A 12,556-nucleotide genomic window follows, 5' to 3' on the forward strand; every position below is an offset into this window, starting at 1 on the left:
AATTTAAGGTAATAAATATGAAATCATTAATTTTTGCATTACTAGTAGTCGGTGTTTTCGTAGGTTGCGCCGCATTTACTCCAGAGCCTAAAACACAAGATGTTGTGGTTCAAAAAGTAGATAAAGACGACCTAAGAGAAATAATCAAAAACGATAAAATGTTAGCCGGTATGGAGATAAATCCAGAGGCTATTTTTTCAGCAGTCGGCGAGGGAATTCCTCCTATAGATACAGTTAGTCCTGCTCAAGCTAGAGCTCTTGCTAAACGCTCAGCAGTAGCAGATGCCTATAGACAGCTTGCGAGTAAACTTTATGGAGTTAAGATAAACGCTAAAGATACTGTAAAAGATGCTATGCTAAGAGACTCTGTTATAGAAACAAGGGTGACTGGTCTTATCAAAAATGCTGCTATTATAAATCAAGATTTCAAAGACGGACTTTTCCGTGTTGAGATGGAACTTAAGATAGATAAAGACAAGTGGCAAGAGCTTTTTGCTTACTAGTTATTTCTACACTTTTGTTTGGTGGTGAGGAGTTCATATTTTGGGCTAAATACTCATCATCAAACAGCCTTATAAAATACCAAAATATATCTATTTCAAAAGCTATGGTTCTTAGCAAAGAAAAAGGTAGTAAAATATGCGATATACAATCTTCTAAATTTAACAACGAAACTACTTTAAAATATCTCAAACGCCATCAGGAGCAGCTTTTTGAATGTTTTATAAATCAAAAAGTTTTGTTAAAAGATAGCTCTAAATTTAAAGGAAATAGTGCAAACTTAAAAACTAGCGTTACGCTTGTACCAGTGCGGTTTATAGTGGAATTTAAGCCTCTTGGTGCTACAATAAGCAAAATAAATAGGTGAGATAATGAATGTTGTAATTGTCGAAGATGATATAAATATGAGAAAATCATTGGAAATCGCACTTGGCGATTACGATGAGTTCAATATAAAAAGTTATAAAAGCGCGACTGAGGCACTGAAAAAACTTGAAGATAACACGGATATCATAGTTACAGATATAAATATGCCAGGAATTGATGGACTTGAGTTTATAAAAGAGCTTGGCGGTAAATTTGATGTTATTATAATGACCGGAAACGCAACTTTAAATAGAGCTATACAAAGCGTTAGACTCGGAGTCAAAGATTTTCTTACAAAACCTTTTGATGTAGAAACTTTAGTAACTGCTATAAAAAGAACAAAAACATTAAGCTCAAAACAATCTATAAAACAAGACTCTGCAGCCGTTCAAGAAGGTAGTTTTTTATCAACATCTCCAAATTTACAAAAAGCATTAAATATAGCTAAAAGAGCGGCAATAACGGATGTGAGTGTTATGATAATGGGAGAAAGCGGCGTCGGAAAAGAGTTGTTTTCTAAATTTATCCATGAAAACTCAAAGCGAAAAAACGAGCCTTTTATGGCTATAAATATGGCAGCAATTCCTGAAAATCTCCTTGAAAGTGAGCTATACGGTTATGAAAAAGGTGCATTTACCGATGCAACCGCTACTAAAAAAGGATTATTTGAGTTAGCAAACGGAGGAACTCTTTTTTTAGATGAAATCGGTGAAATGCCGCTAAATTTACAGCCAAAATTATTAAGAGCTATCCAAGAACGCGAAATCGTACGAGTAGGCGCTAGTAAGCCTATCAAAATTGATGTTCGAATCATATCTGCGACAAATGCAAATTTAGAAAAAAAGGTAAAAGAAGGCGAGTTTAGAGAGGATCTTTTTTATAGGTTAAATACAGTTCCGCTTTTTGTGCCTCCTTTGCGCGAAAGAAAAGATGAAATTTTAGGTATAGCAAACAGTGTTTTACAAAGAGTTTGTATTGGATACGAACTAGGCGAAAAGTCATTTAGTGATGAGGCTATGAGTGAGCTTTTGAGTTATGATTATCCAGGAAATATAAGAGAGCTTATCAGCATAGTCGAAAGAGCTGCTATATTAAGCGAACAAACAAATATATCAAAAGACGATCTATTTATATATGCAAAGAGATAATTTTACTGAATTTAAAGTAAATTTTTGTTAAAATAATAGCCTAAATTTCAGATTAAGGCTTAAAATGAAAAAGTATAGCGTAGCAGTAGTCGGTGCGACAGGTGCTGTTGGAGAAGAAATATTTAGAGTGCTTGAAGAGGTTGATTTTCCTGTTGGAAATTTACTTCCTTTAGCTAGTAGCAGAAGTGCCGGAAATATCGCAGAATTCAGAGGCAAAGGCTATGAAATAGTTCAGCTTACCGACAGCGTTTTTGAAGAAAACGAGATTGATATAGCATTTTTTAGTGCAGGAGGAAGTATATCAGCTCATTTTGCACCTCTAGCAGCTGCAAGCGGCGCTGTTGTTATAGATAATACAAGCCATTTTAGAATGGATCCAGAAGTACCTTTAGTAGTCCCAGAATGCAATCCCGAAGATATAAATTTATGGACAAACAAAGGCATAATAGCAAATCCAAACTGTTCTACTATACAGATGGTACAAGTCTTAAAACCTCTTGATGATCTATTTGGTATAGAAAGAGTCGATGTAAGCACATATCAAGCTACAAGTGGAGCTGGAAAAAAAGGTATGGAAGAGTTGATTCTTCAAATGCAGAAGTTTTTTGAATTTAAGTTAGATGAGTGTGAGCCAAGCGCATTTAAACATCAAATAGCACTAAATGTTATACCACATATCGACGTATTTTTAGACAATGACTATACAAAAGAAGAGATGAAAATGGTCAATGAAACACAAAAGATATTGCATAAAAATATAGAAGTAAGCGCCACTTGTGTTCGTGTTCCGGTACTTAGGAGCCATAGCGAGAGCATAACTATCAAATTTAAGACAGATATCAACGTAGAAAAAGCCTTAAATGTTCTAAAAAATGCTCCTAGCATAGTAATTCAAGATGATCCAGCAAATAATCTTTATCCGATGCCGATCCTAGCTAGCGATACAAATGAAACATACGTCGGCAGGATCAGAAAAGATAATTATAGAGATGATATACTGCATCTTTGGTGCGTTGCTGATCAGATACGTGTCGGTGCAGCTACAAACGCAGTGAGAATAGCTCAAAAATGGTGTCAAATACAAGAATTAAACCATTAGCTAAAAAATAGATTAAATTTAATATTTAATCTATTTCCATATAATTATTTTTTAAATTTATATTAAGGTTTTTAATGCTTGAAAAATTTTTTGAAATGATGCTTTGGAAGTCGCGTTACGTGACTATTTTGCCCGTCATCTTTGGATTAATCGGTTCTTTCGTTATGTTTATAGTAGCTAGTTATGATATTATAAAAGTTATAATTTATGCATGGCAATACCTTATTTTGGGCGATCACAGTATAGATCTACATAGCGATGCAGTAGGTCTTATTATAGGTGCGATTGATTTGTATTTGATGGCGCTAGTATTTTTTATATTTAGTTTTGGAATTTATGAACTTTTCATCAGCGAAATAGATAGTATAAAAAACTCAAAACAAGCCAGAGTTTTAGAGGTGCATAGTTTAGATCAGTTAAAAGATAAGATCGGCAAAGTTATAGTTATGGTTTTAGTAGTAAATTTTTTTCAAAGAGTGCTGCACGCTAAATTCTCAGCTCCACTTGAGATGGTTTATCTAGCGGTTTCTATTTTGGCTTTATGTCTTGGACTATATTTTTTACATAAAAGTTCAAGCTATTAAATTTTTATAAAGGATAATATATGATTTTTATAGATGCATGTTTTGGTAAGCCTACGCCTTATACGCCTATTTGGATGATGCGTCAAGCAGGAAGATACCTACCTGAATATATGGCTGTGAGAGACGCTGCAGGCGATTTTCTATCTCTTTGTAAAGATTATAAAAAAGCAAGTGAAGTAACTTTACAGCCAGTTGATATTTTGGGTGTTGATGCTGCTATAATGTTTAGTGATATCTTAGTAGTTCCTCTTGAAATGGGAATGGAGCTTAAATTTATAAAAGGCGAAGGTCCTGTTTTTGAAAATCCTATTTTATCAATGGATAGTTTAGATAAGCTTAGTGTTGAAAAGGCGGTGAAAAATTTAAGTTATGTTTATGATACTATAAAGCTTACTCGGGAGAAATTGAGTTCAGATAAAGCTCTTATAGGATTTTGCGGAGCTCCTTGGACGATAGCTACATATATGATAGAAGGCGGCAGTACAAAAACGTATAATATTAGTAAAAAGATGCTTTATGATAATCCTCAATTTCTGCATGCTATACTTCGTAAAGTTACAAATGTGCTAAAACTTTATTTAGAAGAACAGATAAAAGCCGGAGTAAATGCGGTTCAGATATTTGATAGTTGGGCTAGCGCACTTGAGCAAAACGCATATCTTGAGTTTGGTTTTAGTTATATAAATGAGCTGGTTGATTACATAAAATCTCAATATCCCGATATACCAGTTATCGTATTTCCAAAAGGTATAAGCGGATTTTTAAATAAGATTGGCGGTAAATTTGATGTATTTGGAGTTGATTGGAGTACTCCTCTTAAAATGGCTAAAGAAACTTTAGGATCTCGTTACGTATTGCAAGGAAATATGGAGCCTACAAGACTTTATAGCAAAGACGCTATAGACGATGGAGTAGATGAAATTTTAAGTATTATGAGAGGTCATAGGCATATTTTTAATCTTGGTCATGGGATACTTCCGGATGTGCCTGTTGAAAATGCAAAATATTTTATAAAATCCGTTCAAGAAAAATCAGCAAAATACTGTAAATGAGCTACGATAAAAAATCTTACAAATATATATTTGGTCCAGTAAGCAGTAGACGCTTTGGCAGTTCTCTTGGAATCGACCTTAGTCCGGATAAAAAATGCTGTAATTTTGACTGCCTTTATTGTGAATTAGAACGAGCTAAGGCAGTTACAAAGATAGAAAATCCACCTTCCGTAAAAGATATAATCGTTGAGTTAAAAGAGGCTCTGATCGAGTTTAAAAATGTAGAAGTAATAACTCTAACCGCAAATGGCGAACCTAGTTTATATCCAAATTTAAAAGAGTTGGTAGAGCAGGTAAACAGAGTAAAATATACTCAAAAATCGCTTATTTTAAGCAACGGAACCGCTGTTTTGGATAAGGATAAATTTGAAGCTATTTTGGATTTGGATATTGTGAAATTAAGTCTTGATAGTGCCGTGCAGCGCACTTTTCGCCGTATCGACAGAGGTATAGATAAGATAGATATCTCAAATTTAGTATCAAAAATGTCTGATTTTAGAAGAGTTTTTTTAGGAAAACTTGTCATGGAAGTGCTCGTAGTAGAAGGTTTTAATGATACTAAAGATGAGTTTTTAGCCTTGAATGAAGCGTTTAAAATTATCCGCCCCGATAGAGTCGATATCAGCACTATAGATAGACCTCCCGCTCATAATGCAAAAGGCGTTAGCACTGCTATTTTGCACGAGTTATCTAGCTTTATAACTTCTACACCTATAGCTCTTGCTAGCAGAAAAGGACTTGCCGATAAGCTTGATTTTAACCTTGATGAGCTAAGAAAGCTTTTAAAACTTCGCCCTCAAAGTAAATTCGATATAGAAAATAATTTTACTCAAAGCTCAAAGCTTGTATTGCAAAAACTAATTAAAAATGGAGAGATAAAAGAGTTTGATTTAGCCGGATCCGCTTTTTATAAAATTAAGTAGAGACTATTTTTTAGCTTAAATTTCGGTTTTTTGCATTGTGTATTTTATTGATTTTTAAATTTATGTTATTTTATATTTTTGACTCATTTGACTCAAAAATATAAATTTTTAAGTTTACTAAGTTAAATTTAGTGCTTTTTTATTGACAAAAATAGAACTTTTAGGTATAATTTCAATTCTTTTTTAATAATACATTTTTATTCCGGATTAGCTCAGCGGTAGAGTAGTCGGCTGTTAACCGATTGGTCGCTGGTTCGAATCCAGCATCCGGAGCCACTCTATTTTTCATTTCTAATAATATTAAAATAATTTAGTATAAATTACACACATAAAATTAAAATTTTAATAGCCTTGTAAATTTTATTTCAAATTCTGGAAATTTATGTTGAGTGATATAAATAGGGTTAATTATTGAAATGATGATTTTATAGATTTTTGGTTGCGAGAGAAGGACTTGAACCTCCGACCTTCGGGTTATGAGCCCGACGAGCTACCACTGCTCTATCTCGCGACAAATAGAAGTTGGATGGGGTAAGAGGATTCGAACCTCTGAATGACTGGACCAAAACCAGTTGCCTTACCGCTTGGCTATACCCCAACCTCAAAATGAGCCGCTATTATATAATTTTTTTGCTTTTTTGTCAAGGTTTTTTTGTGAATATACATAATTTTATAAGTAAAATGAGCTGGATTTAAAATTATGGGTTTTTAGATATATTAAAAAAATAAGATTAGCGTAATAATATTAAAATATTAGATATATATAACCAAATTCATAAAAAGCATTATAGTCAAATGCGTATTGTATGCATATATAAAATAATTAAAATTAAACTTAAAATTTATAGTTTTTAATATATAATTGTATTTATATAGGACTAAATATGAATATATGGGATAGCAATTTATAAATTTAAATTTAATTAGTTACGTAAATACACATTTTATTATAATATTATAACTTTTATGTTAAATAAACACTTTTTTTCTAATTATCTGCTACTATGTAAAAAATCATAAAGGATTTATGATGATTGTGTTAAAAATTTTATTGCAACTTAAGAGCGGTTTTCATCTGAGAAAAATGCCTGATTTTTTATTTAAAAATGTTAATTTGCCTCTTTTAAATAATGATGAGATTCCAAAATTTACTTATAACGAAGAGATAAATCCATATAGTTTTGGTTTTTTATATCCTTTAAAATTTAAAACAAAACTCTATGAAGCTGGAGATTTGTATAATTTAAATATAAAATGCAATTCAGATAGCGTTGCAAACCATATAAAGCAGGTGCTTACAAAAAATCTTAATAACGGTTTTGTTCTCATAGATATAGAAAAAAAGTTTATAAATAGATCATCTTATATACATAGTATCTATACGGCTAGTCCTGCGGTTTTTGCATTTTCAAATTTAGAAAATCAGTTTTGGACTATGAAAAATTCAAATTTAGATACCCTTAAAACTCTTTGTATCGATGATTTGGTCAAGAAGTTAAAACATTTTGAGTCAAAAAATATAACCGCTAATTTAAATGATATATTATCGATAGAAATTTTATCAAATAAACCTCTTGTCTTTGAACATGAAAAACATACTGTTTTTTCTCACAAGATGAAGATATATTTTTCGCAAAGTAGTAGCGCCGGCGAGCTTTCAAAAGCTGCTATGAAATACTCAATAGGAGACAAAAACTATCTTGGATTTGGGTATTGCGTACGAGGTATGAGTGATTGATTTTGATATTTTAAATTTATAGATTAGATAAATTAATTTTCGGTAGTGTTAAATTTAAGAGTGAATTTTGCCCTTTTTAGGGGCAAAATTCTTAATGGAGTTTAGACCAAATTTTCTTTTTCCAAAGTAGAGCAAATCCACCTAGTATCAAGAAATATATCATTATATATATACCTATACTTTCGCGTTCTGCTTTTTTGCTATCTCCAGCTTCGTTCATATATGCCATAACTTGCTGTTGAGCTTCTTTATTTAGTCCTACACGAGGCATTGAAGTACCAGGCAACATCTTTTGAGTGTCATTAATAAGGTTATTTAGATAATCCACGCTTCTTGATCTTATATACATAGAAAGATCAGGAGGGGTTGTACCTAAATATGTTTGTATGCTCTGTTTATTGCCATTTGTAAATATGTTTGTATATTTCATATCATGACATCTTGCACAAGCATTTACAAATACATCTCTATCGCTCATCTCTTTTGGAGCTATACTTTTAAAGTAAGCCACAAGGTCGGCTATTTCTTGATTCAGATCGCCGCCAGCACCCATAAACGGAGTCATAGGAAATGGTTGCTCATCGCTAAATTTATGGCTTAGTTTCAGTGCTAATACCGGATCTTTTATAAGTGCGGCTAGGAATTTTCCATCATATAGATATCCTATATCGCTAAGATCTGGAGGCGCTACTCCAAAACTTTCACTAGCTGTTTTGTCATCCATAGGAGCCGGCATATTTGCGGATTTTATCCCGTGACATGCATTACACCCGGCAGCAGCGATTAGTTCTTCTCCTGTTTTAGCACTGCCTTTTGCTAGATCAATAGAGTTTATATCCGCCCAGAAGTTGCTGTATTTTTCTAAATTTGCTTTAGCAGAGTCTAGTACTTTTTGCGCTGATTCTATGGCTTCTGGATTATTTCTTGATTTTGCAGTTTCTAGTGCAGCCTCAGCTTTAGCAACATCAACTTTTGCTAATCCTATATCTTCAGCAGCAAAATCGAAATTTGCAGGTTCTACATGCGGGTTCATAACTGAATGTGCATAAGGCTCAACTCCCCAGTAGATTACGCCAGTGACTATAACTACTACAATAAACGCCTTTAACTCTTTCATTTATTCCCCTTTCTTTCCATAATAGTAACAATAGGAAGTACTACTAAAAGCAATAGTAAATACGCTATAGAAGAGAAAAATCCTATCCAAGCATTAAATCCCGTTGGAGGAAGTTTTCCGTATACTGTTAGGATTATTAGGTCGATTATTAGCAGCCAAAACCATATAAAAAAGCCTTTTCTTTTATGTGCTGGAGCAACAACATCGCTTCTATCATAAAGAGGCATAAAAAATAGTGAAATACCAGCAAATGAAAATGCAAGCAATCCTATATCAGCAGCTTTTAAAGGTCCAATATCAAAGAAAAACCCACGTAAAATTTCATATTGCCATAAGAAATACCACTCAGGATATATATGAGGTGGAGTTTTTGCAGCGTTTGCCGGATCGAAATTTATAGGATCCATAGCAAAGCCGAAGTGGAAGCTTACTAAGTAGAAAAAGAATATCATAAAAAATGATATATACATAAAATCTTTACTTAAAAAATCTGGCCAAAATGCTATAACTTTTGATTCTTTTTTATTTCCATTTAGATATTTTTCTGCTTCAAGTTCAAAATCTATCTCTTCGCCTTCTAAGTTATTTACGTGAGGTATTCTTAAAGTATAAAAGTGGATAGCTATAACCATTATGATGACTATAGGAAGCAAACATACGTGCAGCATAAAAAATCTAGTAAGCGTAGGATCGCTAACCGCGTAATCGCCTCTTATCCATTCTACAACAGCGTCTCCAATGATCGGAATACCGCCAAATAGCTGAGTGATAACTTGCGCAGCCCAGTAACTCATTTGACCCCAAGGAAGCATATATCCGCTAAATGCTTCAGCTGAGAATATAAGGAAAAGCAACATTCCGCTTATCCATATCATCTCACGCCCTTTTTTATAAGAACCGTAATAAATTCCAACAAATGCGTGGATATAAAGAATTAAAAATATAACCGAAGCCGCTACTGCGTGCATATGACGCCATAGCCAACCATACTCAACTTCTTTCATGATAGTATAATTTACGCTATCAAATGCTAAATTTGCATCTGGTTTATAGTACATAACTAGCAGAAGTCCGGTTATAAATAATATAGTAAATAGTACCGTGAGTATAACACCCATAGCCCAAAGAAAATTTATATTTTTCGGAATCCAATACTGACCAGCAAGAACATTCCATAATTTCGTAATTGCGATTCTTTGATCAAACCAATCGCGAACGCTTGTAGCTTTTGTAATATGTGCCATTTTATCCCCCTTACGCTAAGCCGACAAGTTTCTTGTATTCAGGACCTTCTTCGCCTAAAACAAGTTTTGTGCCGTCTATTTTAAATGGCGGGATATCTAATGGACGAGGTGGCGGTCCAAAAGTATTAACTCCGCTTGAGTCAAACTCTCCACCGTGGCACGCACATTTAAATATCTTATCGCTCGCGCTCCAGCTAGGAATACAGCCAAGGTGTGTGCAAAGCCCTATAGCCAACATATATTTATCTTCCCCGATAACTACATCTCTAGCCGGGTTTGCTTTCATCTGTGCATCTTTTTTGATGATGAAAATCGGTTTTTTACGCCACTCGACTTGACGGAACTCTCCGGCTTGCATAGGGCTTAAATCTACAATCGTAAATCCAGCTGCTTTTACGCTAGGAAGCGGATCCCAAGTCTTTTTCATACCAACAAGAGCAAAGACACCGCCTACTGCAGCAACGGCACCAAATGCCATGCCGATGAAATCCCGTCTTTCTTGCTTGTCTACAGACATTTCTTTCCTTTCAATTTGATTGATATATATTTTTTAATCAAATTTAAAAATATTTGATGAGTAAGTGGAGAGCTTAAATTTAAGTTTTTTATTTAGCATAATAGTTTGCTAAATAAAGAAGCGAAAACCACTTGACAACTTGTAATTTTATCATTTTAAAATTAAAAATTTATTTAACCGTATTAATTCACTCTTTTATGGGTATAAATTTATTATTCAATATTTTTTGTATTATTGTGAAGTTTTGTCTTTTTTATCAAAAAATGCGGTACAAGATGTTCATAATCTAAAAATAGCCAATAGAGTGAATTTGTTTAATCTAGGTCAAAAAAGATTTTTGCATACCATAACTCCTATAATCTAGGATATAGAAATCATACTAATTTACTTTGTTTTTTGACAATGATATTTTATGGCAATATGCAAAATATCTATGGCGACCGGAGTTATACCGCTGATGTTCGAAGCCGCCGCAAGTGTCGGCGGAGCAAATTTATTTAGTTTTTCTACGACTTCGTTGCTTAGTCCACTTATGCTTTTGAACTCAAGACTCTTAGGAATTTTAATATCCAAAAGTCCTTTCATTTTTTCAACTTCTATTTGTTGTTGAGCTATATAATGATAGTATTTTGCCTCTGTTAATATCTGATTTAGCGATTTGTCATCTAAATTTAAGAAAAACTCGTTTAATTTGCGTAATTTTTCTATTGTAAAAGATTTTCTAGCGGCTATCTTTTGAAGTGGAACTTTTTCATTTATAATATCCTCATCTATGCTAGCTAGAAACTCTAAATTTTCCTTGTTTGGACTCATATCTTTTGTTAATAAGATCTCCATTCCTTTTTCTAAATTCGATTTTAACTTAAGCATCTCTTCGAAAGCCTCTTTTGGTAGCAATCCTACGTTGTAGCCATATTTGCTAAGTCTTAAGTTTGCGTTATCTTCTCTTAAAAGCAAACGATACTCGGCGCGACTAGTAAACATTCTATAAGGCTCTTTTGTGCCTTTTGTAACTAGATCATCTATAAGAACGCCGATATAACTCTCATCTCGTCGCAAGATCAGCGGCTCTCTCGTTTTTAAATTTAAAGCCGCATTTATACCTGCCATAAGTCCTTGAGCGGCCGCTTCTTCGTATCCGGTAGTTCCGTTTATCTGACCGGCTAGATAAAGACCGTTTATTTTTTTTGTTTCAAGAGTATGTTTGAGCTCTGTCGGAGAGACATAATCATACTCTATAGCATATCCGTGACGGACTATTTTGGCATTTTGAAAACCTTTTACTGAGCGAAGCATTTCGACTTGAGCATCATATGGTAAACTAGTTGAAAAACCATTTATATAGTATTCTGTAGCTTCTCGTGTTTGAGGTTCGATAAAAAGATGATGGCGCTCCCTATCTCCAAATCTATTTATTTTATCTTCGATACTTGGACAATATCTTGGACCTATACCTTCAATCTGACCTGTAAATAGCGGTGCTCTATCAAAATTCGAACGTATTATTTCATGAGTTTTCTCGTTCGTATAGGCGATGTAGCAAGGTAGTTGGGTTTTATTAAATTCTTTTGTACGAAAACTAAATGGAGTTGGATCTTGATCTCCATCTTGTCTTTCAAGTACGCTAAAATCAATACTTTTTGCTAAAACTCTAGGACAAGTTCCAGTTTTTAGCCTGCCCATTTCTAAATTTAAACTTTTTAGAGATGCGGAAAGAGATTTGCTGCTTAGTTCTCCGACGCGTCCGGCTTCAAGTCTATTGAATCCAACATGGATAAGTCCGTTTAAGAAAGTTCCTGTTGTTATGATGAGTTTTTTTGTGCCGTAGTTATTATCAAGGTGGGTTTTTACGCCGATTATGTTGTTATCTTTTGTTAAAATCTCTGTTGCGATCTCTTGAGTAACCTCTAAATTTGGAGTATTTAACAAAAGATTTCTCATATAAACTCTATATCTATCCATATCGATTTGCGCTCTGCTTCCGCGCACGGCCGGACCTTTGCTCTCATTTAAAAGACGAAACTGAATTCCGCAAGCATCTGTAGTAAGCCCCATTTGACCGCCGAGCGCGTCTATCTCTTTTACTAAATGACCTTTTGCAAGACCTCCTATTGCAGGGTTGCAGCTAGCAGCTCCGATTTGCTCGGCTAGTATGGTTATAAGCAGAGTTTTAGCACCCATTTTTGCAGCTGCTAAAGAAGCTTCTATACCAGCGTGTCCGCCGCCTACAACTATTACATCATAATTCATAATTTCAAACCTTGTTA

12 protein-coding genes and 3 tRNA genes are annotated in these 12,556 nt (G+C 33.9%); 9 read left to right on the forward strand and 6 right to left on the reverse strand.

Annotated features, from left to right (window positions below):
- The first annotated feature begins 17 nt into the window (after window positions 1-17).
- The 8 genes from RVY88_RS07035 to RVY88_RS07070 all read left to right on the forward strand — a co-directional run bounded on the left by RVY88_RS07035 (window position 18) and on the right by RVY88_RS07070 (window position 5,949).
- Complete coding sequence (locus tag RVY88_RS07035) at window positions 18-503, forward strand: LPP20 family lipoprotein (RefSeq protein ID WP_002850428.1); 486 nt, start codon at window positions 18-20, stop codon at window positions 501-503.
- Window positions 479-868, forward strand: coding sequence for a hypothetical protein (locus RVY88_RS07040; protein ID WP_162167522.1), 390 nt, complete (start codon window positions 479-481; stop codon window positions 866-868). Before RVY88_RS07035 ends, RVY88_RS07040 begins: the two co-directional genes overlap by 25 nt.
- 4 nt (window positions 869-872) lie before the next feature.
- A complete protein-coding gene (locus RVY88_RS07045; RefSeq protein WP_011732213.1) occupies window positions 873-2,015 on the forward strand; it encodes a sigma-54-dependent transcriptional regulator in 1,143 nt (380 codons plus the stop codon).
- Window positions 2,016-2,079: 64 nt separating this feature from the next.
- Complete coding sequence (locus RVY88_RS07050) at window positions 2,080-3,114, forward strand: aspartate-semialdehyde dehydrogenase (protein WP_011732212.1); 1,035 nt, start codon at window positions 2,080-2,082, stop codon at window positions 3,112-3,114.
- Between the two features lie 74 nt (window positions 3,115-3,188).
- Complete coding sequence (locus RVY88_RS07055; protein WP_162167523.1) at window positions 3,189-3,698, forward strand: YqhA family protein; 510 nt, start codon at window positions 3,189-3,191, stop codon at window positions 3,696-3,698.
- Window positions 3,699-3,718: 20 nt separating this feature from the next.
- Entirely contained in the window at window positions 3,719-4,750 is a 1,032-nt protein-coding gene (gene hemE, locus RVY88_RS07060; protein WP_162167524.1) for a uroporphyrinogen decarboxylase, read from the forward strand.
- A complete protein-coding gene (locus tag RVY88_RS07065; RefSeq protein ID WP_162167525.1) occupies window positions 4,747-5,673 on the forward strand; it encodes a radical SAM protein in 927 nt (308 codons plus the stop codon). Before hemE ends, RVY88_RS07065 begins: the two co-directional genes overlap by 4 nt.
- 201 nt (window positions 5,674-5,874) lie before the next feature.
- Window positions 5,875-5,949, forward strand: a tRNA-Asn gene (locus RVY88_RS07070).
- Between the two features lie 160 nt (window positions 5,950-6,109).
- On the opposite strand, the gene RVY88_RS07075 is transcribed toward RVY88_RS07070, so the two are convergent.
- Window positions 6,110-6,184: transfer RNA gene (locus RVY88_RS07075), tRNA-Met, on the reverse strand.
- 12 nt (window positions 6,185-6,196) lie between these two features.
- Window positions 6,197-6,271, reverse strand: a tRNA-Gln gene (locus RVY88_RS07080).
- Between the two features lie 432 nt (window positions 6,272-6,703).
- On the opposite strand from RVY88_RS07080, the gene RVY88_RS07085 reads away from it, so the two are divergent.
- Complete coding sequence (locus RVY88_RS07085; protein WP_002850417.1) at window positions 6,704-7,411, forward strand: hypothetical protein; 708 nt, start codon at window positions 6,704-6,706, stop codon at window positions 7,409-7,411.
- Window positions 7,412-7,502: 91 nt separating this feature from the next.
- Here RVY88_RS07085 and RVY88_RS07090 read toward each other — a convergent pair whose 3' ends face one another.
- From RVY88_RS07090 to mnmG, 4 genes are all read right to left on the reverse strand, one after another.
- On the reverse strand, window positions 7,503-8,528 hold the full coding sequence (locus RVY88_RS07090) for a c-type cytochrome (RefSeq protein ID WP_162167526.1): 1,026 nt from the start codon (window positions 8,526-8,528) through the stop codon (window positions 7,503-7,505).
- Entirely contained in the window at window positions 8,525-9,772 is a 1,248-nt protein-coding gene (locus RVY88_RS07095; protein WP_002850415.1) for a cytochrome b, read from the reverse strand. Before RVY88_RS07095 ends, RVY88_RS07090 begins: the two co-directional genes overlap by 4 nt.
- Window positions 9,773-9,782: 10 nt before the next feature.
- A complete protein-coding gene (gene petA / locus RVY88_RS07100) occupies window positions 9,783-10,289 on the reverse strand; it encodes a ubiquinol-cytochrome c reductase iron-sulfur subunit (RefSeq protein WP_162167527.1) in 507 nt (168 codons plus the stop codon).
- Window positions 10,290-10,673: 384 nt separating this feature from the next.
- Window positions 10,674-12,539, reverse strand: coding sequence for a tRNA uridine-5-carboxymethylaminomethyl(34) synthesis enzyme MnmG (gene mnmG / locus RVY88_RS07105; RefSeq protein ID WP_162167528.1), 1,866 nt, complete (start codon window positions 12,537-12,539; stop codon window positions 10,674-10,676).
- Between the last annotated feature and the right edge of the window lie 17 nt (window positions 12,540-12,556).

Source organism: Campylobacter sp. TJR-1, assembly GCF_032840035.1.
Lineage (GTDB): Bacteria > Campylobacterota > Campylobacteria > Campylobacterales > Campylobacteraceae > Campylobacter > Campylobacter fetus.

What these genes read in the sequence shown, in the direction of transcription:
- RVY88_RS07035 (WP_002850428.1), top strand. Translation starts at nt 18, where the DNA reads ATGAAATCATTAATTTTTGCATTACTAGTAGTCGGTGTTTTCGTAGGT.
- RVY88_RS07045 (WP_011732213.1), top strand. Translation starts at nt 873, where the DNA reads ATGAATGTTGTAATTGTCGAAGATGATATAAATATGAGAAAATCATTG.
- RVY88_RS07050 (WP_011732212.1), top strand. Translation starts at nt 2,080, where the DNA reads ATGAAAAAGTATAGCGTAGCAGTAGTCGGTGCGACAGGTGCTGTTGGA.
- RVY88_RS07055 (WP_162167523.1), top strand. Translation starts at nt 3,189, where the DNA reads ATGCTTGAAAAATTTTTTGAAATGATGCTTTGGAAGTCGCGTTACGTG.
- hemE (WP_162167524.1), top strand. Translation starts at nt 3,719, where the DNA reads ATGATTTTTATAGATGCATGTTTTGGTAAGCCTACGCCTTATACGCCT.
- RVY88_RS07065 (WP_162167525.1), top strand. Translation starts at nt 4,747, where the DNA reads ATGAGCTACGATAAAAAATCTTACAAATATATATTTGGTCCAGTAAGC.
- RVY88_RS07085 (WP_002850417.1), top strand. Translation starts at nt 6,704, where the DNA reads ATGATTGTGTTAAAAATTTTATTGCAACTTAAGAGCGGTTTTCATCTG.
- RVY88_RS07090 (WP_162167526.1), bottom strand. Translation starts at nt 8,528, where the DNA reads ATGAAAGAGTTAAAGGCGTTTATTGTAGTAGTTATAGTCACTGGCGTA.
- RVY88_RS07095 (WP_002850415.1), bottom strand. Translation starts at nt 9,772, where the DNA reads ATGGCACATATTACAAAAGCTACAAGCGTTCGCGATTGGTTTGATCAA.
- petA (WP_162167527.1), bottom strand. Translation starts at nt 10,289, where the DNA reads ATGTCTGTAGACAAGCAAGAAAGACGGGATTTCATCGGCATGGCATTT.
- mnmG (WP_162167528.1), bottom strand. Translation starts at nt 12,539, where the DNA reads ATGAATTATGATGTAATAGTTGTAGGCGGCGGACACGCTGGTATAGAA.